The organism is Streptomyces saintjeani (assembly GCF_055409605.1).
This window is the reverse complement of the sequence record NZ_CP189624.1, coordinates 5,087,342-5,110,334: the sequence shown is the minus strand read 5'-3', so window position 1 is coordinate 5,110,334 and position 22,993 is coordinate 5,087,342. Positions and strand designations below refer to the sequence as shown.

The 22,993-nt window shown below is 71.6% G+C and carries 20 protein-coding genes; 10 read left to right on the top strand and 10 right to left on the bottom strand.

The genetic code is table 11. The features are described from left to right. Positions 1-50 precede the first annotated feature (50 nt). From ACQCO7_RS23380 to ACQCO7_RS23360, 5 genes are all read right to left on the bottom strand, one after another. Positions 51-839 carry an aldose epimerase family protein gene (locus ACQCO7_RS23380; RefSeq protein WP_464073678.1) on the bottom strand — a complete coding sequence of 263 codons (789 nt, stop codon included), beginning with the start codon at positions 837-839 and terminating at the stop codon, positions 51-53. A gap of 180 nt (positions 840-1,019) precedes the next feature. After that, positions 1,020-1,973: an SRPBCC family protein gene (locus ACQCO7_RS23375; protein ID WP_464073677.1), complete on the bottom strand. Its 954-nt coding sequence runs from the start codon at positions 1,971-1,973 to the stop codon at positions 1,020-1,022. Between the two features lie 151 nt (positions 1,974-2,124). Next, on the bottom strand, positions 2,125-3,765 hold the full coding sequence (locus ACQCO7_RS23370; protein ID WP_464073676.1) for a polyamine aminopropyltransferase: 1,641 nt from the start codon (positions 3,763-3,765) through the stop codon (positions 2,125-2,127). Between the two features lie 220 nt (positions 3,766-3,985). Beyond that, positions 3,986-4,501, bottom strand: a complete 516-nt coding sequence (locus ACQCO7_RS23365; RefSeq protein ID WP_050371427.1) for a DUF2617 family protein — start codon at positions 4,499-4,501, stop codon at positions 3,986-3,988. Positions 4,502-4,958: 457 nt separating this feature from the next. Further along, a complete protein-coding gene (locus tag ACQCO7_RS23360) occupies positions 4,959-5,315 on the bottom strand; it encodes a hypothetical protein (RefSeq protein ID WP_464073675.1) in 357 nt (118 codons plus the stop codon). Between the two features lie 156 nt (positions 5,316-5,471). Between ACQCO7_RS23360 and ACQCO7_RS23355 the strand changes: the two genes are divergently transcribed. From ACQCO7_RS23355 to ACQCO7_RS23340, 4 genes are all read left to right on the top strand, one after another. Next, positions 5,472-6,668, top strand: coding sequence for a pyridoxal phosphate-dependent aminotransferase (locus tag ACQCO7_RS23355; RefSeq protein WP_464073674.1), 1,197 nt, complete (start codon positions 5,472-5,474; stop codon positions 6,666-6,668). 84 nt (positions 6,669-6,752) lie between these two features. Then, positions 6,753-7,010, top strand: a complete 258-nt coding sequence (locus ACQCO7_RS23350; RefSeq protein ID WP_189263334.1) for a type II toxin-antitoxin system Phd/YefM family antitoxin — start codon at positions 6,753-6,755, stop codon at positions 7,008-7,010. A gap of 10 nt (positions 7,011-7,020) precedes the next feature. Further along, positions 7,021-7,281, top strand: a complete 261-nt coding sequence (locus tag ACQCO7_RS23345) for a Txe/YoeB family addiction module toxin (RefSeq protein ID WP_464073673.1) — start codon at positions 7,021-7,023, stop codon at positions 7,279-7,281. 252 nt (positions 7,282-7,533) lie between these two features. Then, positions 7,534-8,109, top strand: coding sequence for a hypothetical protein (locus ACQCO7_RS23340; protein WP_464073672.1), 576 nt, complete (start codon positions 7,534-7,536; stop codon positions 8,107-8,109). Between the two features lie 44 nt (positions 8,110-8,153). Here the strand turns inward: ACQCO7_RS23340 and ACQCO7_RS23335 are convergent, their stop codons facing one another. Further along, complete coding sequence (locus tag ACQCO7_RS23335; protein WP_464073671.1) at positions 8,154-11,768, bottom strand: BTAD domain-containing putative transcriptional regulator; 3,615 nt, start codon at positions 11,766-11,768, stop codon at positions 8,154-8,156. A 287-nt stretch (positions 11,769-12,055) separates the two neighbouring features. Here ACQCO7_RS23335 and ACQCO7_RS23330 point away from each other — a divergent pair, with 287 nt between their 5' ends. Further along, positions 12,056-13,306 carry a hypothetical protein gene (locus tag ACQCO7_RS23330; protein WP_464073670.1) on the top strand — a complete coding sequence of 417 codons (1,251 nt, stop codon included), beginning with the start codon at positions 12,056-12,058 and terminating at the stop codon, positions 13,304-13,306. A 98-nt stretch (positions 13,307-13,404) separates the two neighbouring features. Here the strand turns inward: ACQCO7_RS23330 and ACQCO7_RS23325 are convergent, their stop codons facing one another. Together ACQCO7_RS23325 and clpB are read right to left on the bottom strand one after the other, a co-directional pair. Beyond that, positions 13,405-13,941, bottom strand: a complete 537-nt coding sequence (locus ACQCO7_RS23325) for a YbjN domain-containing protein (RefSeq protein WP_464073669.1) — start codon at positions 13,939-13,941, stop codon at positions 13,405-13,407. A 206-nt stretch (positions 13,942-14,147) separates the two neighbouring features. Further along, positions 14,148-16,745, bottom strand: a complete 2,598-nt coding sequence (gene clpB, locus ACQCO7_RS23320) for an ATP-dependent chaperone ClpB (RefSeq protein WP_464073668.1) — start codon at positions 16,743-16,745, stop codon at positions 14,148-14,150. Between the two features lie 147 nt (positions 16,746-16,892). Here clpB and ACQCO7_RS23315 point away from each other — a divergent pair, with 147 nt between their 5' ends. Beyond that, on the top strand, positions 16,893-17,306 hold the full coding sequence (locus ACQCO7_RS23315; protein ID WP_050371420.1) for a pyridoxamine 5'-phosphate oxidase family protein: 414 nt from the start codon (positions 16,893-16,895) through the stop codon (positions 17,304-17,306). Between the two features lie 156 nt (positions 17,307-17,462). On the opposite strand, the gene ACQCO7_RS23310 is transcribed toward ACQCO7_RS23315, so the two are convergent. Continuing rightward, a complete protein-coding gene (locus ACQCO7_RS23310) occupies positions 17,463-17,798 on the bottom strand; it encodes a hypothetical protein (protein ID WP_409115386.1) in 336 nt (111 codons plus the stop codon). A 335-nt stretch (positions 17,799-18,133) separates the two neighbouring features. Here ACQCO7_RS23310 and ACQCO7_RS23305 point away from each other — a divergent pair, with 335 nt between their 5' ends. Genes ACQCO7_RS23305 through ACQCO7_RS23290 form a run of 4 tightly spaced genes read left to right on the top strand, consistent with a single transcriptional unit; the run spans position 18,134 to position 21,620 of the window. Next, on the top strand, positions 18,134-19,111 hold the full coding sequence (locus ACQCO7_RS23305) for a helix-turn-helix transcriptional regulator (RefSeq protein ID WP_464077273.1): 978 nt from the start codon (positions 18,134-18,136) through the stop codon (positions 19,109-19,111). Positions 19,112-19,117: 6 nt separating this feature from the next. Continuing rightward, positions 19,118-19,669 carry a hypothetical protein gene (locus ACQCO7_RS23300; RefSeq protein WP_464073667.1) on the top strand — a complete coding sequence of 184 codons (552 nt, stop codon included), beginning with the start codon at positions 19,118-19,120 and terminating at the stop codon, positions 19,667-19,669. Further along, positions 19,666-20,649, top strand: a complete 984-nt coding sequence (locus ACQCO7_RS23295; RefSeq protein ID WP_464073666.1) for a LuxR C-terminal-related transcriptional regulator — start codon at positions 19,666-19,668, stop codon at positions 20,647-20,649. Before ACQCO7_RS23300 ends, ACQCO7_RS23295 begins: the two co-directional genes overlap by 4 nt. Continuing rightward, positions 20,646-21,620 (top strand): helix-turn-helix transcriptional regulator, encoded by a 975-nt coding sequence (locus ACQCO7_RS23290; protein WP_464073665.1) that lies wholly within the window; start codon positions 20,646-20,648, stop codon positions 21,618-21,620. Before ACQCO7_RS23295 ends, ACQCO7_RS23290 begins: the two co-directional genes overlap by 4 nt. Here the strand turns inward: ACQCO7_RS23290 and ACQCO7_RS23285 are convergent. Further along, the gene (locus ACQCO7_RS23285) at positions 21,583-22,620 is read right to left on the bottom strand and encodes a helix-turn-helix transcriptional regulator (RefSeq protein ID WP_464073664.1); all 1,038 of its coding nucleotides are present in this window, start codon (positions 22,618-22,620) and stop codon (positions 21,583-21,585) included. The two genes, ACQCO7_RS23290 and ACQCO7_RS23285, sit on opposite strands and share 38 nt — an antisense overlap. Positions 22,621-22,993 lie beyond the last annotated feature (373 nt).

The following is a 22,993-nucleotide window of genomic DNA, read 5'->3' as shown; positions in this document are numbered from 1 at the left end:
GGCGAGCTGTACGGGCTACGCGGGGCCGTGGCTCTCGGGTCTTACGGGTACTACAGGCGCCGCCAGGTCCACGTCGTCGACGCCTCCAGCGGGTCCACCGGGGTGACCAGACGGGGGTGCGTGTTCAGCCCGTTGGGCGGGCCGGTCTGCGGTTCCACGCACACGGCGGGCTCCTGCTCGTCGTACACCACGACCCACCGCTCGCGGCTGGCGACCTTCAGCTCCAGCTGCCCCGGCCAGGTCAGCGTCACGTCGACGCCGTCCGGCATGCCGAAGCAGTCGTCCCACGGGCCGGGCTTGCGCTCGATCCGGTTCCCGGTGGGGAGGTGGTCGTCGCCGCGCTCCTCCTGCCAGGCGGGGGCGAACGCGAGGTGTACGTCCGTACCTCCCAGGTTCCTGTTGAACCAGGGGTGCCAGCCGATCTGCGCCGGGAAGGAGTCGTCGTACGTCTCCACCGCCATGGTGAGGGTCAGGGTCTCCTCGGTCAGGGCGAACACCTGGGTGATACGTCCGGGGTAGGGCCAGGGAGCCACGAGGTCGTACGTGAGGACCGCTTCACCGGGTGCGACGCGGGCGACGTTCCAGGCGCTGCCGCGCGCCGTGCCGTGGATGGCGTTCGGCGGGGCGTTCAGCGGCATCTGGTGCGTCGTGCCGCCGTTGCGGAACTGTCCGTCCCTGATCCGGCCGCACCACGGGACCATCGGGAAGCAGCCGAACTTCTCGCCCTGGCGCAGCAGTTCGACACCGTCGACCTGGAGGGAGGCCACGCGGGCGCCGTTGGCGGGGTGCACGGTCGCCTGTGCGGAGCCGGCGGTCAGTGTGATCTCTTCGTTGCTCACAAGGGATGACAGTACTGGGGGGCTACGGGTCCGGCCGGGCGGCGGGGGTGGCTGCGCCGGGAGCGCGGCGAAGGGCCGGACTGCCAGGGCGTCGTACCGAGGTACGTCTGCCTCCTGAGAGGTACGCCGGTTGCGGTACGTCCCCTGTCCCGGCGTCCCGCGTTCCGCTCCGGCCTCGTTTCAGCGGCGTCTGCGCAGGGCGCGGCCCACCACCACCGCCGACACCACCGCGAGGGCCGCCGCCGGGGCCGCCCAGCGGAGGGTGTTCGCCGGGGTGAACGACTGGGGGGCCGGGACCGGGGCGTAGCGGCCTCGCGGTGGGGCGTGGTCGACCTCCTCCGCGCTCCTGCCGATCATCGTGCGGCGGGCGTGGGCGGCTTCCGCCGGGGGGTCGGCGGGGTTCAGGGAGGCCAGCGGGTCCAGGGCGGACGCGGGGGTCTCGGCCTCGAAGACCGTTGAGGGGAAGGGGAGTTCGGGCTTCAGGTCCGGGGCCGGCTCAGGGTCCGGGGACTGCTTCGGGGGCGTCGGCTGTGCCGGCTCCGCCTCGTGCTCGGCCCCGGGGTTCCGCTCGGCTTCAAGGCCCCGGCCGACTTCAAGGTCCCGGCCGGCTCCAGGGTCCTGGTCGGCTCCCACGTTCCGGTCGGCTCCCGGGCTCTGCTCGGCCTCCGGGCCCCGCCCGGCTTCCCGGTCCTGCTTCGCCGCCTGCGGATCCGTACCCGTAGTCCCCAGGTTCCCCCCGAAGCGGTTGACGAGGCGGGCCACCGCCGCCGCGACCGTCTCCTGCGGGAGTTCCGCGATCCGGCCGTCCGCGCGGGCGGTGCCGGTGAACCTGAGGGTCGTCCCCGTGAGGGTCTCGGTGAGGGCGAGGGTGAGGGCGAGGTGGACCTTGCCGCTGCCCCTGGCCTCCGCCGCGTCCGCCCGGACGGTGTACGTGCCGTCGGCGCCGGGTGATACCTGGGCGTTACCCCGGTAGGTGATCGTGTGGCTGCCGACCCGGATCTTCAGCCGGCCCGCGACCGGGGGCGTCCCCGCGTCCTGCTGGAGGCCGGGGACCGCGCGGGCCACCTGCGCGGGGTCGGCGAGGGCCGCTCGCAGCCGCTCCGCCGGAACCGGAACGAACACCTCTTGCTCCATGTCGGTGGAGCCTACCCACCGGTCGGGGAAAAGCACCCCTGGAGAGGGTGATTCGCTCCGCTGCACCCGGGGGTGGAGAGACGCCCCATCAGGCCCCCAGCCCGTCAAGCCCCCCAGCCAGTAGGACCTCATCCCCCCGTACCCCCTCCCCCTAATACCTGGGATGGACCAGCGTAGATACCCGCACCCCCGTCACCCGCGTAGCCTCGGCCACCCGCGCCCCCTCCGCCAGCCCCTCCGGCGTGAGCGTCTGCGGTCGCGGCGCCCGGGGGTCGAGCGCGAGGACCGGCGGCCGGGGCCCCGCCGAGGCCAGCAGGAACCCCCAGTCCTTCGGCGCCCGGGACCGCGCGGTCGTCCGGTCGGGCCCCGCCGCGAACCCGGAGTCGCGGCCGGTCACCCGGTAGGGGGTGGTGTGCAGCCCCGCCGCCCGCATGGTCGCGTCGACCGTCCAGAACACCTGGGACCGGCTGGCCGGCGGCCCGGCGTGGACGACGAGACGCCCCCCGGGTGCGAGCGAGCGGCGCGCGAGGCCGTAGAACTCCTCCGAGTACAGCTTGGTGCTGGCGGTGATCCCCGGATCGGGCAGGTCGGCGACGACGACGTCGTACGTACCCGGCACCGTCGTGCGCAGCACGTGGAACGCGTCCCCGATGGTGACGTGCACCCGGGGGTCGCCCAGCGCGTGCCCGCCGAGCCGGGAGAGCGCCGGGTCGGTACGGGCGAGGCGGACGAGCCCGGCGTCGAGATCGACGATGTCCACCCGCCGTACGCCGGGATGGGCGAGGACCTCGCGCGCGGCGAGCCCGTCCCCGCCCCCGAGGACCAGGACGCGGGCATGAGACCCGTACATCGCGGGATGGACGAGCGCCTCGTGGTACTTCCGCTCGTCCCGCCCCTCGACACGCAGCCGGCCGTCGAGGTACAGCCCCAGAGGATGACCCGGCGTACCCCCCGTGAGGACCACCTCCTGCACATCGGTCTGGAGAGCTACGCGCACGTCGTCCCCGTACACCGCCTCGCGGGCCGCGCGCTCGAAGTCGTCGACGAGTACGGCCGCCGCGGCCAGGACGCCGAGGACGGTCACGTTGGCCACCAGCAGCAGCCAGCGCGCCCGGCGGGTCAGGTCGCGCCGGAAGAGGCCGAGGATCAGCGCACTGCCCGCGACGACGTTGACCGCGCCGGTGAGCAGCGAACTCGTCAGCTGGCCCAGGAACGGCAGGAGGAGGAAGGGGAAGGCGAGGCCGCCGACGAGCGCGCCGACGTAGTCCGCGGCGAACAGGTCGGCGACCGCGCCGCCCGCGTCCTGGCGGCGGATGCGCTGGATCAGCTCCATCAGGAGGGGGACCTCGGCGCCGATCAGCAGACCGATGGCGAGGGAGAACGCGACGAGCAGCACGCGCGGGCCGTTCGCCCACATGCCGCCCCAGTCACCGGTCCAGGCGAACACCGCGTACAGGGCCATCGCGCTGCACCCGCCGATCAGCGCGAGCACCGCCTCGACCGCGCAGAACCCGGCGGCGGCCAGCGTGCGCAGGCGCTTGGCGGCGAGCGAACCGATGCCCATGGCGAACACCATGACGGACAGCACGACGGACGCCTGGGTGACCGAGTCGCCCATCAAGTACGAGGCGAGCGCGACGAGTTCGAGTTCGTAGACCAGCCCGCACGCGGCGCACACGAACACACAGGCCAGGACCAGGAACCGCCCCGTCGCCGGCCGGACGGGCAGCGGGGCCCGGCCTCCCCACGGAGGCGGGGCACCGGGGGGAGCGGGCGCGTGCGGTTCGATCACGACTGCGACGTTACGTCACGGCCTCAGTACGCCATGTCACCCACACGCGTGAAACCGGAGGCCGGAGTGGTCCCTTGGGTTTACCCGGGTAGGCCGGGAGGGGGTCCTGACGGGCTGCTCCACCCGTGTGAGGGAAGCAGCCGGGAGGGTGCGGGGGTACGGGGGTACTACCCCTTTCGGGGGACACGGCGGTCCGGCCCCCGTGAGGGGTACGCGGGGACTACCCCACGGGTACCCGCACCCCGACCCGGGTCCGGGTCGCCACCAGCTGCCCGTCCTGGGGGTACGCGTGCCAGGTCCGCCAGTGCACGTACCCGTCGACTCTGTGGGCGAGCAGCGCGGTGAAGGCGTGCGGGCTGCCGGGGAAGACGCCCGCGAGGCCGTGGGGGTGGTCGGAGACGAGTGCGAGCAGTTCCTGCGCGCGGCCCGCGAACTGGCCCGGGGAGAGGACCTCCACGTGGGCCGCGAACTCGTACTCCCAGTCGCCGACGCGTTTGGCCACGCCGAGCGGGAGCGGGGTGCTGCTGCCGGGGATACAGGCGACCGTCTCCGAGCAGGAGGTCTCCGCCTCCTCCAGCAGCACCTGGTGGGAGGCGCCGAGGAGCCTCAACTGGAGTTTGGCACCGGACAGTTCGAGGTCGAGCGTGGCCAGGGCCGGCAGCGGCTCGCGCCCCAGGGCCCAGGCGAGGTCGGCCGCGCGCGTGTCGGTGTAGGAGGTGGTCAGGGTCGTGAGCATGGATCGGCTCCGCAAGCACGCGAGGAAGAAGCGGGTAGGTCCGGCGCGCCCCGGTCGACTCCGGGGTCCGGCCCCGGTCGGCCCGGTGTGAGAGGACGTCCGCGCAGGACGTCCGAGGGGTCCGAGGGGCTGCGTTGGTATTTTAGAGGGAATCATGGACCGCGGTCCCACCACAGCGTTTTTACCCAACTTCGTGCGGTTTCCATCCCTCAGAGGGCTCCACAGCTCAACTGTTCAACTACGGCGTACGCCGGGCGGCCCTGGCGTACGCGAGGCGTATGTCACATACGAGAACGCCCGCCGCGTGTCGCCGCGCGGCGGGCGTCCCTCTGCGGTATTCCCCTCGGACCCCGTCGGCGCTCCCTCACGGGAAGCCCCGCACCCCCGTCCCCCTACTTCGGAGGTACCCGGGTACCTCCGAGGCCCCCCGGCCCGGACGAAGCTCAGCTGCCCCGTGTCAGCTGCCTCCGCCGCAACCGCCGCCGCCTCCCCCGCAGGAGCTACCCCCGCCGCAGGAGTGGCCTCCCCCGCAGGAGTGACCCCCGTGCCCCCCGTGCCCCCCTCCGGAGCCACCCCCCGAGTCGCCCCCCGAGCCACCCCCCGAGTCACCCCCGAAGATCCACCAGCCGCCGCCCGTGTAGGAGCTGTTCATGCTGTCGCTGTTCGCGCTGCCGCTGCCGCTGCCGCTCCCGCTGTACGACCGCCGCCGCGCGGCGCGCGCCCGCCTCTCGGCCCGCTCCCGGCGCCGGCTGCCGATCAGCGCCGCCGTGATCAGAGCCAGGAACAGGACGAGCAGGATGATTCCGATTGCCATGGGCATGACGATCACCCTCCTTCCGCTTCTCACAAGTCCCCCGAAGCGGCCCCCCTCGGGCGCCTCGCGCACCGTACGAGCGGTGCGTGACCTGGGGATGCCCCGCCGTCTCAGCAGCCAAAGCACACTTGAGGAAGTCCAGAGCTTGAGCGCAGGATGGCGGGCATGACCAGCAGCGCACGCCCCTTCCTCAACCGCCGTCTCGCCGAGTTCGGGACGACGATCTTCGCCGAGATGTCGGCCCTCGCGGTGCGCACGGGCGCCATCAACCTCGGCCAGGGCTTCCCCGACACGGACGGCCCCGAGGAGATCCGCGAGGCGGCGGTGCGCGCGCTGCGCGACGGGCGCGGCAACCAGTACCCGCCGGGCCCGGGCGTGCCGGAGCTGCGTACGGCGATCGTCGCGCACCAGCGCGCGCGGTACGGCCTGTCGTACGACCCCGACACCGAGGTCCTGGTGACGGCCGGCGCCACGGAGGCCCTCGCGGCCACCCTGCTGGCCCTCCTGGAGCCCGGGGACGAGGTGGTGGCCCTGGAGCCCTACTACGACTCGTACGCCGCCTGCATCGCCATGGCGGGCGCCCGCCGGGTCCCCGTGACCCTGCGCCCCGACCCCGAGGCGGCCCGCTTCCGCCTCGACCTGGACGAGCTGCGCGACGCGGTCACCGACTCGACGCGACTGCTTCTGATCAACACGCCGCACAATCCGACCGGAACGGTCCTCACGCGCGCGGAGCTCACCGCGATCGCCGAGCTGGCGGTCGAACGGGACCTGCTCGTCGTCACGGACGAGGTCTACGAGCACCTCGTGTACGACGACGCCGAGCACATCCCGCTGGCCTCCCTCCCGGGCATGCGCGAGCGGACGGTGACCATCGGGTCGGCCGGCAAGACGTTCTCGTTCACCGGCTGGAAGGTCGGCTGGGTGACGGCGTCCCCGGGGCTGACGACCGCCGTCCGCTCGGCGAAGCAGTTCCTCACGTACGTCGCCTCCGGACCCTTCCAGTACGCGGTCGCCGAGGCGCTCGCCCTCCCGGAGTCGTACTTCACGTCCTTCCGCGCGGACATGCGCGCGAAGCGGGACCTGCTGTCGGCGGGGCTCAAGGAGGCCGGCTTCGGGGTGTTCAGCCCGGCCGGCACGTACTTCATCACCACCGACATCCGCCCCCTCGGCGAGAGCGACGGCTTCGCCTTCTGCCGTGCGCTGCCCGAGCGCGCGGGTGTCGTCGCGATCCCCAACGCGGTCTTCTACGACCACCGCGACCAGGGCGCCCCCTTCGTACGGTTCGCGTTCTGCAAGCGGACCTCGGTCCTGGAGGAGGCGGCGGAGCGGCTGAAGAAGCTCGCGGGCTGACCGTCGCCCTGCGGGACTGGTCGGCGCTTGCCGCACCGACAGGAGTGGACGTACAACATTCTGTACGTGGAAGGCAGGTCGGTCGTGAAGACCATGACGTATTCCGAGTCGCGCGCGCGGTACGCCGAGGTGCTCAACTCCGTCACCGACGACCGCGAAGAGGTCGTCATCACCCGGGCCGGACATGAGCCGGTCGTCATCGTCTCCCTTGAGGACTACGAGTCCCTGAAGGAGACGGCGTACCTGCTGCGCAGTCCGGCCAACGCCCGGCGCCTGCTCGCGTCCATCGACGAGCTGGAGAACGGCGGCGGCACCGTGCGCGAGCTGGCGACCGACGGGTAAGGCCCGCGAGTTGAAGATCACCTTCTCCTCCCGCGCCTGGGAGGACTACCTGTGGTGGCGGCTTCAGGACCGGAAGACCCTCAAGCGCGTCAACACGCTCGTCGCGGACATCACCCGGAACGGCAACGAGGGCATCGGCAAACCGGAACCGCTCAAGCACGGATTCCAGGGCTACTGGTCGCGCCGCATCAACGACGAGCACCGGCTGATCTACAAGGCCACCGAGGACGGCGTCCTGATCGCACAGTGCCGCTACCACTACGAAAGCTGACGGGACTCGGGGGTCGGGCACTACACCTCACGTACGTCGCCTCCGGCCCCTTCCAGTACGCGGTCGCCGAGGCGCTCGTCCTCCGCGATCCCCACGTATTGCCGGTTCTTGCCGCATCACCGCCGCCAGCAGGGGTTTTCCGCTGCGTCACGCGTGCGCCGCGGTACACGCACCCCATCCCTACCTTTGGCATGTCCACTCCGGGCCCTCGGTCCCGGAATGTCCTGGAACACAGGTAGGGAGTTTCTTCACATGGCTTCAGCCACACGGGTTCCCCAGAGCCGGGCCCGCCTCGGGACCCGCCTCGCCGCAGCGGCCGGCCTCGCCGCGCTCTGCGTCACCGCCGTACCGGCCACGTCGGCCTCGGCCGCCCCCACCGCCGCGGGGGTGATGCTCCAGAACGGCAGGTTCGAGGACGCCGTGCTGTGCGCCTCGCCCGACAACCAGGCGCTCTGGATGGTGGCCAGGAGTGCCGCCGCCGGCAACTCCTACTGCCGGTGGAAGCAGTTCGGCACCGACGGGCAGTTCACGCTGTACAACATGGGCAAGGACGAGGTGATGGCCTACCACGGCGGCAACGAGAACAACGTGTGGATGGAGCCCGAGGGGAGCAGCGGCGCCAACGCTCACGACGAACTCTGGTCCTGGGGAGGACAGGAGGGCTGGGGGGCCTCGGCGCTCCAGTCGTACTACGACAGCGGGCAGAACGTCGACGCCAGGTCCCCCTACATCAACGAGCGCGACAAGCCCCGCACCGACGCGGTCCACACCCGCGGCTGGCGCCACGGCGACCAGCGGGAACTGACCTGGAAGAAGGTCACGAGCTGACCTACGCCGTCCGGGCCCCCCTGCGGGGTCCGGACGGCACGCGGTCATACGTCCGTCATGACGAGCCGCTGCCGGAGCACCGCGGCACGCCGGTCCCCGATCGCGTCGAAGACCGCCAGGGCCTCTCGCCAGTACGGCGCGGGGTCCTCCTCGCCCGTCGCGTCCACGGCCCGGCCGAGCAGGTCCAGCGCCTGTGCCTGGCCCCTGCGGTGGCCGGAGTCGCGGTGCAGGGCCAGGGCCCGGCGGGCGTGACCGGCGGCGGTGGCGGGCTCGCCGTGTTCCAGGCCGCCTCGGGCCAGGACGGTCAGCGCCTCGCCCTCCACCAGGACGTACTCCGTACGGCGGGCGATATCCAGCGCCGTCGCCGCCTGTTCGCGGTCCAGGGGACGCCGGACGGCCGCCAGCGCGATCAGGGAGCGTGCCTCCAGATCGTGCGCGCCGCGCTCACGGGCCAGCTTCAGCGCCTCCCGCCAGACGTCGGAGGCCTCACCGCCGCGCCCGAGGGCGAGCAGCACACTGCCGAGGGTGAGACGGGCGGCGGCCCGGAAGTAGTCGTCGACGTCCTGGTCGCTGAGAGCGGTGGCGGTCCGTGCCCGTTCCAGGGCGCGGCCGAGGTCGCCCGCGTCCCTGTCGGCGGACGCGGTCAGCCGCAGCACGTACGCCTCGCCTCCCAGGTCGCCGCACTCCCGGGCCATCGCCAGAGCCGTCCGGAGGTGGTGTGCCGCCTGCGCCGTGTCGCCGAGCAGGTGCCGGGTACGGCCGAGGTCGGCCTGCCTGCGGATCCGGTTGTGCTGGTTGTCCAGGTCCGGCGGAAGGCTCTCCGCCCGCACGAGGCAGTCGAGCGACTCGGCCAGGCGGCCCAGGTCACGCCGTACGTGGGCGAGGTTGCCGAGGACGACGGGGTGCCCGTCCGGCAGGCCGCCCCGCCGGTCGAGGTCCATGGCCCGCTCCAGGTGCTCCGCGCTGCGCCGCAGCCGGCCGCTGAGCCGGGTGACCATGCTGAGGTTGGTGTGCGCGATGGCGGCTCCCTCCGGCCAGTCGGCGGCCTCGGCGAGGGTGAGCAACTGCTCGAAGTCGGTGATCGCGGTGGCGACGCGGCCCTGCCGCACGTGCGCGTGGCCGAGTACGTGGTGCATGGCGGCCTCGGCGAGAGGCTCTCCGGCGGCGCGGGCGGCGGCCAGGGCGGCCTGGCCGAGGGCCGCCCAGTCCACGGTGTGCTTGCGGATCCAGGCGTAGCCGCGCAGGGCGCCGGCGAGCAGCCAGGCCGCCCGATGGCCCTCGGCCGCGGCCTGGTGGACGGCCGCCGCCAGGTTGGGCAGTTCGGCGTCCAGCCAGCGCATCGCCGCCCCGGCGTCGGTGATCTCCGGCGGCGCCACGGCGCTCCGGGAAGCGTCGTCGACGCCGGGCAGGCGCTGCCTCATCCCGGGGTAGAGCAGCAGCGCGCAGCGGTCCACCGCGGCCAGCAGCCAGTCGTAGAGGGCGTCGGAGGCGGACCGGCGGGAGGTTTCGGTCTCCTCCAGGCGCAGGCGTTCGGCGGCGTACAGCGCGACGAGGTCGTGGCAGCGGTAGCGTCCGGGCCGGTGCTCGCGCAGCAGGTGGGCGGCGGTGAGCCGCTCCACCAGCCGGGCGGCGTCCTCGGTGGTGGTGCCCGTGACGACGGCGGCGGCCTGGAGGCCGGTTTCCGGTCCGGGCAACAGGGCCAGCAGGCGGAACATCCGCCGGACCGGTGCGTCGAGGGCGTGGTAGGAGAGGCTGAAGGCGGTCCGTACGGCCGTGGTCCGGTCGCCGATGACGGACAGGGCGGTCAGCCGGTCGCCCTCGCGCAGTTCGTCGGCCTGGTCGCGCAGGGTACGCCAGGGGGTGTGGTCGATGTTGGCGGCGGAGATCCGCAGGGCCAGCGGAAGGTGGCCGCAGGCGTCGGCGAGGTCCGCCGCCGCCCGCAGGTCCGCGTCGACGCGGCTCTCGCCGACCGTACGGCGCAGCAGCAGCCTGGATTCCTCGGGCGTGAGCATGTCCACCCCGATCCGGCGGGCGCCGTCACGGGCCGCCAGCCCGGCCAGCCGGTCCCGGCTGGTGACCAGCGCCACGCAGCCCGGCCCGCCGGGCAGCAGCGGCCGGACCTGCTCCGGGTCCACGGCGTTGTCCAGCACGACGAGCATCCGCCGTCCGGCCGACAGGGTGCGGTACAGGTCGGCGGCGGCCTCGGGCGTCCCGGGAATCCGCTCCGCCGCCACGCCCAGGGCCAGCAGGAACCGGGCCAGCGCCTCGACCGGACGCACCGGAGCCTGCGCCGAGTGGCCCCGCAGGTCCACGAACAGTTCGCCGTCCGGGAAGTGGTCGCGCACCCGGTGGGCCCAGTGCACCGCCAGGGCGGTCTTGCCCACCCCACCGGTACCGGTGATCGCCGCGAGCACCATCCCCTGCGGCCGGTGACGGCCGTCCCCCGTCGCCGGGCCGGGAAGCAGGGCGTCCAGCTGCCGCAGCTGATCGGTCCGGCCGGTGAAGCCCGGCGTCGGCCCCGGAAGCTGCGCCGGAACCGGTCTGTCGGCGGCGTGGGGTAACGCCCGCGCGGAGAAGCCGGGTAAAGCCGGTAAGGCGGACAAGGCGGGTGGCGTCAGGGAGGTCCTGGGGGTCTCGGAGTTTCTGGAGATCTCGGGGACGTCTCCGCGAAGCACTCGCAGATGCGTGGCGCGCAGTGCCGTGGAGGGCTGAAGACCCAGGTCGGCGTCGAGTCGCCCGCTGATCCGGGTGAAGACGTCGAGCGCCGCCGCCTGCTGCCCGCACGCGGCCAGGGCCAGCATCAGCCGGCCGGCGAGTTCCTCGTGCAGCGGCTCGCGCGTACTGAGCTCGCGCAGGTCGGCGACCACGTCCTCCGCGCTGCCGAGCGCGAGCGCCAGGTCCGCCCGGGCCACCGCCGCCGCGACCCGACGAGAACCGATCGCGACCGCCGCGGGATGCGCCCGGATCCGCTCGCCGCCATCGGCCAGCACCGGTCCTCGCCAGCAGCGCAGCGCTCGGCCGTACGCCTCCAGCGCGGCGGCGCCGTCGCCGTCCGTCTCGGCACGCCGGGCCCGGCCGAGCAACTCGTCGAAGGCGACCACGTCGGACTCCTCGGCCGACAGGTCGGCCCGGTACCCGCCTTTGGTGGCCCGCAGCACGCGCCCCTCGTCGGGCCCCGGGCGGCCGGGGCCGGTCAGATCACGCAGGTGTCTGACGTAGGTCTGCACCAGCTGCCGACAGGTACGTGGCGGCTGCTCGCCCCACAACACGTCGACGATCTCGTCGGTACCGACCACCACGCCCGGTTGCACGGCGAGCAGGCCGAGCAGGCTGCGCCGCAGCGCCGACGGAAGCTCGACGGGGCTGCCGTCACGGTGCAGCGCCAGCGGGCCGAGGACCGTCACGCGCAGCCCTGCCGTCCGTGGCGCTTCGCCGGCCTCCAGCAGCCGGGTGCGGGCGGCATCCGACAGGTTCAGCGCCACCACCAGCTGCCGGATCGAGTCGGCGTGCGGCCTGCGGATCTGGCCCTGCTCCAGGTAGCGCAGGGTCCGGACGCTGATCCCCGCCCGCTCGGCCAGCGCCCGCTGGCCGAGCCCGGCCGCGAACCGGTACCCGCGCAGCAGCTCCCCCAGCGTGCCGGGCGTCGAACGCCGACTCATCCTTGCTTTCCTCCCCTGTCCCAGCCCCCACAGCCGGGCCAGGATAGTGTCATGATCCGATCAAGCAGAGGGGTCGTGAGACCGCCTTCCTCATAGGGACGGCGATTCGGTCAAGTTCCGTCACCCGGCGAACGGCGATGTCCGGAACGGCGTCCCTACGGAGCGGCGCACAGACCGCGATCCGGTGCGCCGTACCGGCGACACTCCGATCCGACACTCCGTCAAAGTCCCCCCGCCCGGCCCTGTCCTGCTCGCGCGCGGGCGCATCGGCCTGCATGGTGCCGAGTGTGACTCACGCCACCACCGCCCTCGCCCCGCCGCCACCAGCCGTCGCGCGCCGCCGCGCCGTACGGCGCCACCGGGGCGTGCTCGGCGCCCTCGGCCTGTTCGTCCTGGCGCGGCTCGCCGGGGCCGGAGTGCTCGCAGGGGTCGCCTGGGCGGCCGGCAAGCGGCCTCTGCGGCTCCTGGGGCACTCCTGGGACTCCCGGTGGTACCTGGGCATCGCCGAGCACGGCTACGGCCGCACGCTGCGGTTCGGCCCGGACGTCGTCCACAGCGACCTGGCGTTCTTCCCGCTGTACCCCGCCCTGGTCCGCGCGGTGACCGCCGTGACACCCCTCGGCGCGGGCTCGGCGGGCCTCCTGGTGTCCTGGACGGCCGCCGCGGTCGCCGCGTGCGGGATCTACGCCGTGACCCGCCACCTGCGCGGCCCCGCCGTGGCCGCCGCGACGGTCCTCCTGTGGGGCCTGCTCCCCCACTCCGTCGTCCTGTCGATGGCCTACACCGAGCCCGTCCTGACAGCCTTCGCCGCGTGGGCGCTGTACGCCGTGCTGACGGGGCGGTGGGTGTGGGCGGGCGCGCTGGCGGCTGCGGCGGGGGTGTCACGGCCCAATGGGTTCGCGGTGGCGGCGGCTGTGGTGGTGGCGGGGGTCTGTGAGGCGGTACGCGCGCGGGGGTGGGGCCGGGGGATGGCGGGGGCGGCGGGAGGGCACTGCTCCGGGCCGGGTTCCGAGGGCTCGCGCGCGCGGGTTTCCCACAGGCTGTGGACGGGGATCGCGCTCGCGCCCCTCGGGTGGATCGGGTACGTCCTGTGGGTCGGCGTCCGGAAGGGCGATCCCCTGGGGGGCTACTTCGCCGTGCAGCGCCTGTGGGGGTCGCGCTTCGACTTCGGGGAAGGGTCCCTGCGGTTCGCGCGGCATCTGCTGCTGGAGGGGGACCGGTTCGTCTTCCCGGTGACGCTCGTGATCGTCGGTGCCGCGGTCGTGCTGTACGCCCTGCTGCTCGCCGAGCGCGTGCCGCTGCCCCTGCTGGTGTACACCGGCGTACTGCTGCTGATCGCCCTCGGCGGGTCGGGGTTCTTCGAGTCGAAGCCGAGGTTCCTGCTGCCGGCGTTCCCGCTGCTGCTGCCGCTCGCGGCGGCGCTGGCCCGGGCGACGAGAGCCCGGCCGTGGCACGCGGCCGTGGTGGTCGCGGCCCTGGCCGGGCTCTCGTTCGCGTACGGGGCGTACCTGGTGGTGCTCGCGGACACGCCGTTGTAGACGCGCCCCGTGGCTCCCCGGAGGTAGGTACCTAGACCCACGGAGCCACTCACCCGGTAGCTCTCAGGACCTACGCCCACCCCCGGCAGGGCAACGCCCTACTGCTCGTCGTCCGACGGCTTCTCCAGCTCCACGCCCTCGCCCTCGTCCTCAAGACCGAGCTGCTCCACGAGCCACTTGTCGAACTCGATCGCGGCGCGGACCCAGCTGACCGTGGAGGAGACGAAGAACTCGATGTTCACGCCCGCGCCGATCAGCATCTGCGTCTCGCCGATGAGGCGGACCGAGCCGTCGTCGTGGGTGTGCGTGTAGACCTTGGGCCACAGGGTCCGGCGGTTCCAGTCGTCGATCGACTCGAGCAGCTGGGGCTTGTCGTCGATCTGGTGGGGCCGGTCGAAGAAGGTCCGCACCGAGTAGACCTGCTGCTCGCCCTCGCCGCGGAACATGAAGTACGTACGGAACTGCTCCCACGGCGCCGCGAGGTCACCCTCGTCGTCGACGACGTACTTCAGCTCCATCTGGTCGAGGAGCTGTTTCACGAGATCCTGGTCAGGGACGACGGGGCCCGCCGGTCCTTGGGACTGCGGCTCGGGCTGGCCCCCGAAATTCGGAATCGAGGACGGGTCGATGCTCACCGTGTTTTTCCCTTCGTACGGATGCCGCCATCCTCTCCCATGCGGGGCGGGGACTGGCAACCCCCGCAGGACCCTGTCAGCCGTCGGCTGACAGGAACTGACCGGGGCTTGAACATCGAGGGTGACCAGGGCCCGGGAGGACGGTCGTATCCGGTCCGCCCGGACCCTCGGAGGTATGACGGGTACTACGTCTCTCCCGCCGCGCCCTACAGCGTCTTCCCCGTCGCCGGACCCACGATCAGCCCGTCCCCGAACACGTCCACCCGGACCGTGTCCCCGTCCTTGACCTCCCCGGAGAGGATCTCCTTGGCGAGCCGGTCCCCGATCGCGGTCTGGACGAGCCGCCGCAGCGGACGCGCGCCGTACGCCGGGTCGTTCCCCTCCGTCGCGAGCCAGGCCAGCGCCGCTTCGGAGATGTCCAGCGTGAGCCGCCGCTCGGCGAGGCGCCGGGCGAGCCGGCCGATCTGGAGCCGCGCGATGTGCGCCAGCTCGTCCCGCGAGAGCGCCGAGAAGACGACGAGATCGTCCAGCCGGTTGAGGAACTCCGGCTTGAAGGACGTCCGTACGACCTCCAGGACCTGCTCCCGCTTCTCGTGCTCGGTCGTCAGCGGATCGACGAGGAACTGGCTGCCCAGGTTGGACGTCAGCACCAGGATCGTGTTCCGGAAGTCGACCGTACGGCCCTGACCGTCCGTCAGGCGCCCGTCGTCCAGCACCTGGAGGAGCACGTCGAAGACCTCGGGGTGCGCCTTCTCGACCTCGTCGAGCAGCACGACGCTGTACGGCCGCCGGCGCACCGCCTCGGTGAGCTGGCCGCCCTCCTCGTACCCGACGTAGCCGGGCGGCGCGCCGACCAGCCGGGCCACGCTGTGCTTCTCGCCGTACTCCGACATGTCGATGCGGACCATCGCCCGCTCGTCGTCGAAGAGGAAGTCGGCGAGGGCCTTGGCGAGTTCGGTCTTGCCGACGCCGGTCGGGCCGAGGAACAGGAAGGACCCGGTCGGCCGGTCGGGGTCGGCGATGCCGGCGCGGGAGCGGCGTACGGCGTCGGAGACGGCCTGGACGGCCTCGGTCTGGCCGATCAGGCGGCGGCCCAACTCCTCCTCCATGCGCAGGAGTTTCTGGGTCTCGCCCTCCAGGAGCCGCCCTGCGGGGATGCCGGTCCAGGAGCCGACGACGTCCGCGATGTCGTCGGGGCCGACCTCGTCCTTGACCATCGTGTCGCGGGAGACCTCCTCCTCGGCGGCGGACGCCTCCTCCAAGTCCCGCTCCAGCGTGGGGATCTCGCCGTAGAGCAGCTTGGACGCGGTGTCGAAGTCGCCGTCGCGCTGGGCACGTTCGGCCTGGCCCCTCAACTCGTCGAGTTTCTCCTTGAGTTCACCGACCCGGTTGAGGGACTGCTTCTCCTTCTCCCAGCGGGCGTTGAGGCCGCGCAGCTCCTCCTCCTTGTCGGCGAGGTCACGGCGCAGGCGGTCCAGGCGGTCCCGGGAGGCGGCGTCGGTCTCCTTCTCCAGCGCCAGCTCCTCCATCCTCAACCGGTCGACGGCACGCTGGAGTTCGTCGATCTCAACGGGCGAGGAGTCGATCTCCATGCGCAGCCGGGAGGCCGCCTCGTCGACGAGGTCGATGGCCTTGTCGGGCAGGAAGCGGGAGGTGATGTACCGGTCGGAGAGGGTCGCGGCGGCGACCAGCGCGCTGTCGGCGATCTGCACCTTGTGGTGCGCCTCGTAACGGCCCTTCAGGCCACGGAGGATGGCGATCGTGTCCTCCACCGACGGTTCGGCGACGAGGACTTGCTGGAAGCGGCGCTCCAACGCCGGGTCCTTCTCGATGCGTTCGCGGTACTCGTCGAGCGTGGTCGCGCCGACCATGCGCAGTTCGCCGCGCGCCAGCATCGGCTTGAGCATGTTGCCCGCGTCCATCGCGGAGTCGCCGCCCGCACCGGCGCCCACGACGGTGTGCAACTCGTCGATGAACGTGATGACCTGCCCGTCCGAGTCCTTGATCTCGGCCAGCACCGTCTTCAGCCGCTCCTCGAACTCGCCGCGGTACTTGGCGCCCGCGACCATCGCGCCGAGGTCGAGCGAGACGAGCCGCTTGTCCTTCAGGGACTCCGGGACGTCGCCCTTCACGATGCGCTGCGCGAGCCCCTCCACGACGGCCGTCTTGCCGACGCCGGGCTCACCGATGAGGACCGGGTTGTTCTTCGTGCGCCGCGACAGCACCTGCACGACCCGGCGGATCTCCTGGTCCCGGCCGATGACCGGGTCGAGCTTGCCCTCGCGGGCGGCGGCGGTGAAGTCCGTGCCGAACTTCTCCAGCGCCTTGTACGAGCCCTCCGGGTCGGCGTTGGTGACGCGCCGGCCGCCGCGCGCCTTGCGGAACGCCTCCAGCAGCTTCTTCGGCGTCGCGCCCTGCCGTGCGAGCACGTCACCCGTCTGGCCCCCCTTCTCGGCGATGCCGATAAGGAGGTGCTCGGTGGAGAGGTAGTCGTCCCCGAGGTCGGCGGCGCGGGCCTGCGCGTCCGCGATCACGGCGAGCAGCTCACGGTTGGGCTGCGGCGGGGCCACCGTGGACCCCGTCACCCTGGGGAGGGAGGCGAGTACCTGCTCCGTTCCCTGGCGTACGGCGGCCTGGTCGGCCTCGACGGCGACCAGCAGGTCGATGACGTTCTCGTTGTCCTGGCCCGCGAGCAGAGCCAGGAGCAGGTGGGCGGGGGTGAGGTCGGGGTGCCCCTCGGACACGGCGCGACTGCTCGCCGCGTTGATCGCGTCCCGGCTCCGGTTGGTCAGCTCTGCGTCCACGGTCGGGGTCTCCTCCTGGCGTCCTGGAGTACTACGGGTACTACGAGTGCGGCTGTTGCTGACTTGAGCAACGTCCACAAAGTTGAGTCTATTCCACTCAAGGTTGGCCCGGGAGGGGAAGCGGTCACGAGCGGCTAGATTCACGCCATGGCCGCATACCCCCAAGACCTGGACGCGCCGGATGCCGCGTACGTCGACTTCTGGCGCGAATACCACCTGTGCACCCTCACGACACCACGCCCCGACGGGACCCCGCACGTCGTACCGGTAGGAGTTACGTACGACCCCGAGCACCGGCTCGCGCGGGTGATCGCCAGCCGGACCAGCAGCAAGGTGCGGAACGTGCTGGCCGCCGGGGAGGAGGGGGCCCTGGTCGCCGTCTGCCAGGTCGACCGGGCGCGGTGGGCGACGCTCGAAGGGCGCGCTGTCGTCCGTACCGAGCCGGAGCAGGTGGCCGACGCCGAGCGGCGTTATGCCGAGCGGTACGGGAGGACGCCGTCACCCAACCCCGAGCGCGTGGTGATCGAGATCACACTGACGCGGGCCATGGGGCGAGGGTGACACCTGGGGCCCGAGGGGCGGTTTCCGGCCAACCGGGGGACCGCCGCAAAGCGTGAGATGTCACCGCAAAACACAGCGGCGTCACCGTGTTCAGGTCACGGTGACGCCGCTGCGGGGGGAAGCACCTGAGCGATCTTTTACGACGGGGGAATCGCGTCAGGCACTGCGGGGGGTGGCCGAAACGGTCCGCGAGGTGGGGGGCTCCGCGTCCGTCAGCCTGTGGTCTCGTCGATCAAGGTTCACAAAAATCATTCCGTACCGGATGGCACACTGCACCGGCTGCGGCGCACCACGGGGCCGCCGCAGACACCGGTACGCCCGCACGTCCCCGTCCTCGTCCCGCGTGACCACCACCGGCTCACCGAACACGGCCACCATCAGCGAGTCACCGTTGTGGGGGATGGCGGTGACCAGATCGATGAAGTGCCAGCCGGAGCGGTAGGCGGTGGCCATTTCGCGGCGGAAGGAGCGGTCGTCGGGTGGGGTGGTCACCGTCAGCTCCAAACGCTGTCGTTCGGGAAAGCGACAGTCGTGTCACCGCTATCCGCTGCGAGAACCGTCGACGATGACCGAATGCCGCCATCGGTCCGCCCCTCGCTCTTCGCCCCCGAGGAGAAACCCGACACCCCAAAGGCAACGACAGCGGAGAGGGCCACAACAGTCACCGAGCGAAGCATTCTCTTGCTCATAGTCGGCTTCGTCCTCATTCTGAAGGTCTCCTCTTCCCCCGTCGAGTACGACGATGGCTCATTCAGGCACGTCATGGCCACACGATCGGTGCATCATGTTCCTGCATGTTCAGGACCCTGGGGGGTGGAGATTTGGTGATGAATCGGACTAAAGGTAAACATCCCCATGCCTTGACGGAGCTGTGTGAAGAAGGCGGCCGTCTTTATGCGGATGCCCTGAGCTCTGGACGCATCGCCCGTTCGAAGGTGGACGCGGCTCCTTGCCTGATGGAGTTCGCCTTGCTGCACCCCGATCCGGACGACGCGAACTGGATGCTTCCCGTTCCCCCCACGATCGCTCTGGCTCAGCGGCTCACTCCCCTGGAACACGAGATCACCGCGCGAAGGCGCACGTCGATCGAGCTGGCCGAGGCGTTCGAACCGTTCATGGAGCTGAGTACGCGGCACACCACGCCGACCCACTCGATCACGGTCCTGGAAGGGCTGGACCGGATCAACGCCGCGCTGGATCTGGCCACAGCCCAATGCCGGAACGAGATGCTCACGGTCCAGCCCAGCGCCCGCCATCCCGAAAGCCGGCTCATGGAAGCCCTGGAGCGCGACAGGCCGCTGATCGAACGCGGGGTCCGTATCAGGACCCTCTACCAGCACACAGCGAGGTACACCCCTGACCGGCTCGCCTATGTGGACCATTTCGCGGACGGCAAGGTCGAGTACCGCACCATCGATGAACTCGTCGAACGTCTGATCATCTGTGACGAGACCGTCGCCTTCATCCCCGTGCGGGACGACCGTCAGGTCGCCCTGGAGCTCAGGCATCCCGGGCTCGTCGGATACCTGGTCAAGGTCTTCGAGTTCATGTGGACCCGCGCTGTCCCGATGACCACCGGCACCCCCTACGAAGCCGCCGCCGACGGTCTGACCGAGATCCAGCACTCCATCGCCAAGCTCCTCATCGAAGGCCACGTAGACGAAGCCATCGCCCGCCGCCTCGGCATGAACGTCCGCACCTGCCGCGCCCACATCGCCAAACTCGCCACAGCCCTCGGCAGCGGCAGCCGCGCCCAGCTCGGCTACCTCATCGCCCAGTCCGGAATCCTGGACAGGGAGCAATGAGGTGACGTGGAAGCACACCGTCACAGCACCGAGGAAGCGCGCGGGGAGAACCTCGCGCTCTACGCGCGGGCGCTGAGCGGGCCCCGTACGCACGGAGCGGATGCCGAAGCCCTCCCCCACCCGACCGAGCCCTACGCGCCGCTCCAGCCCCTCCCCAAGCGCGAGCAGGGGCACAAGCACAAACGCTGGCCCCCCACCTCGGCGGAACCTCCCACCCCCGCCCGGACCGACGACGCGATCAGGCAGGCCACGCCCGGCCCCTCGGCCGAGCCCCTCCCACCGAAGGCGCCCCGGGACGGCCGTACGCGCCCCCTGCACCAGCACACGACGCCCCAACCCCCCAAGACCGCCCAGCACCTCTCACCCGACGGTGCCCCGCCCCGCCGACGAGCCTCCGCCGCACTCCTGGCCGAAGGCCGCACGGACGCCGCGATCACGTCCCGTCCCGGCACGAACATCCGGACCCCCCGCGAACACCCCGCGGCACAGAGCAACCCCCAACTCGGTTACCGCACAGGCGAGTCCGGAATCCTTGAACAGAAGGAAACCGACACATGACGGTGCCCCACCCACCCCACGGCGTGGAGGACCTGTGCGAAGCGGGCCTGGAGCTGTACACCCGCGCACTGCGCGAGGACCAAGTCCCGGCATCCGAAGCGGAGTTGCTGCCCTGCCTGCTCGAAGCGGGCCTCCTGCAACCGGACTTCGAAGACGTACGACGGCTGCGGCCGGTACCCCCCGCCATCGCCCTCGCCCGCCTCCAGCGCACCGCCGACGACGACATCGCCCGGCGCCGCAGACAGAGCACACGGCTCGCGGAGACCTTCGAGCCGCTCCTCGCGCTCGCCCTACCGGACAGCGGCGGCACGAAGACCTCCGGCACCCAACTGCTCAGCGGCGTCGACCGCATCAACTCCGCGATCTCCGCGACGATGGCCACCGCCTCGGGCGAACTCCTCGCCATCCAGCCCTCCCCCGACCGCCACCCGAGGACGGTCGGCGTGGCCCTGGAGCGCGACCAGGCGCTCCTGGACCGGGGCGGCCGGATCCGTACGCTCTACCAGCACACCCAGCGCCACATCCCCGAAACCCTGGCCCGTTACGAGCAGTTGAGGGGCGACGTCGAGGCCCGCACGCTCGACGAGGTCACCGACCGCCTCATCCTCGTCGACCGCGCGGTCGCCTTCATCCCTGCCGGCACGGACCGCTCCCTCGCCCTCGAAGTCCGCCACCCGGCACTCATCACGTACTTCGCGACCACCTTCGACCGCCTCTGGCGCCTGGCCACCCCCATGCACCCCCGTTCCCCCCACCGCACCCCCCTGACCGGCATCACCCCCCGCCAACGCGCCATCGCCGCCCTCCTGGTCGAGGGCCACACGGACTCCGTCATCGCCGACCGCCTCGGCATGAACATCCGCACGGCCCGCGTCCACATCGCCAAGCTCGCGACGACCCTGGGCAGCGACAGCAGGGCTCAACTCGGCTATCTGATCGCCCAGTCGGGGATCCTGGAGCAGAAGGAAGTCGACGCATGACAGCTCTCCACCCACCCCACGGCGTGGAAGAACTCTGCGAAGCGGGTACGGAACTGTATGAACGGGCCCTACGGGAAGGCCACATACCGGTCGCCGACGTCCAACAATCCCCCTGCCTCGTGGACTTCGGCCTGCTGCACCCTTCCGTGGACGACCTGAACCGACTGGAACCGGTCTCCGCCGCCTTCGCCCTGCACCGTATGCTCAGCCGCTCCGCCCGCCGCATCGCCGACGAGCGGAAGCGGGAGGAACGACTGGCCGAGCTGTTCGAACGGTTGGTGAAGTACGACACGAACCCAGCGACGACGGACACGCCGACCCTCAGGGTCTTGAGCGGTAAAGACCGCATCAACCGAGCCATCACCGAGGCCATGGCCGGCAGCACCGGTGAACTCCTCACCATCCAGCCCTCTTTCACGGGCCGCATCCCTTCAACGGTGAAAGCCGCCTTGGAACGCGACCAAGCGCTGCTCGACCGCGGTGGCCGTATCCGCGCCCTCTACCAGCACACCCAGCAGCACAAGCTCACGACTATCGCCCGCTACGAACAGCTGCGAGGCGACGCCGAAGCCCGCACCCTCGACCAGGTCACAGACCGGCTCATCATCATCGACCGTGCAGTCGCCTACATCCCTGCGAACGAGGACCGCACCCTCGCCCTGGAAGTCCGGCACCCGGCCCTCATCAGCTACTTCACCACCACCTTCGACCGCCTCTGGAACCTCGCCACCCCCATGTACCCCCAGGCTGTCCGGCCGCCTTCCCCGGACGGCATCACCGCACGTCAACGCACCATCGCCGCCCTCCTCGTCGAGGGCCACACGGACGCCGTCATCGCCGACCGCCTCGGCATGAACGTCCGCACGGCCCGCGAGCACATCGCGAAGCTGGCCGCCACCCTCGGCAGCGACAGCCGAGCCCAACTCGGCTACCTCATAGGCCAGTCGGGAATCCTTGACCGGGAAGAGTGACCCCCTTGCCCGCCTCGTAGGTCCCCCCACCCCCCACCAGCCCGACCTGAGCGATCCGCACCCCGAGCTGCGTACGGCTCGCCGCCCCCAACGTCTCGGAGAGCCGGGCGATATGGGCCCGGCAGGTACGGACGCTGATTCCCAACCGCTCGGCGATGACGGCGTCTTGGTGGCCTTCCGCGAGCAACGCGGCGATGGACTGCTCCCGATGGGAGACGCCCTCGACAGCAGGCGCCGGGATGGCCGTGGAGAGCGGAATCGCCAGCCGCCACAGGCGCTCGAAGACCGTGACCAGGTACGTGATCAGCGCGGGATGCCGCAGCTCAAGCGCCATCGTGCGGTCGGGGTTCGCCGGGATGAAGGCGACGACCCGGTCGAACACCATGAGCCGGTCGGTGACCTCGTCGAGGGTGCGCGCCTCGACGGCGTCGCCCATCAAGTCGAGGTAGGTGAGCAGCCCTTGGCCGTGCCGGGCGACGTGGTTGTAGAGGTCGCGCATCCGAACTCCCCGCGCCCGCAGGGACATCGCCCGGTGCAGCCCTTCGGAGAGCTCGTGCTCGCGCCGGATCCCGCCGGGCTGGACGGTCAGCACCTCGGTCGTGCACGCGTCGGTCGCCTCGTCGAGCGCGGCCTGGATCCGGGACGCCCCGTCGAGGACGCGCAGCGCCATGCCCTCGCCGGAGACGCTGACGGGGCCGCCGAGCCCGGCGTACCACTCGAAGGCGGCGACCGCCGCGCCCATCCGGCGCCGGCTCTCGCTGACGTCGTCGTACAGGCCCCGCAGGAGCCGCGTCATGACCTCCTGCGGCGCGGTCGGGACGAGCCAGTCCATGTCGTCGGGATCGGGGTGCAGCAGGGCGAGTTCGAGGAGACAGGGGACCGGTCCGGCGTCGGCGCGCGGGATGCGGCCACGGCGCACGGCGCGGGAGTAGACCCGGTCACCGGCCTCGCACAGTCGGTCGGCACCGTGCGGGGGATGCTCCGTCCCGTGCCCGGTCATCGTCCATCCCACCCCCGCAGTTTGCTCTTCCGCAGCGCAACTATGCGGGGCGTCCACCCGGCTCCGCAACACGGCGCCCTCGGTCACGCGACCTGAAATCCCCCGGTATACGGCCGTTTCGACCCGCCTCCGCCCCTCGCACTGCAACAAGCTGACGGTGGTGCACCGTACCCACTCACGGCATGGTGGAACCGCTCCACCCGGGCTGCCGCTCGCCCGGGAGACCCGGCCGGACGCTCCCCGTCCGGCCGGGTCCACCACGCGCCCACGAGGACACCCGACAGGAGCCTCCACGCCCCGCGTACGCCCCGGGTACTACCCGTGTACGACCGAGGTACGACGACACCTTGGCGCCCTCCCCGCAGTACGACGC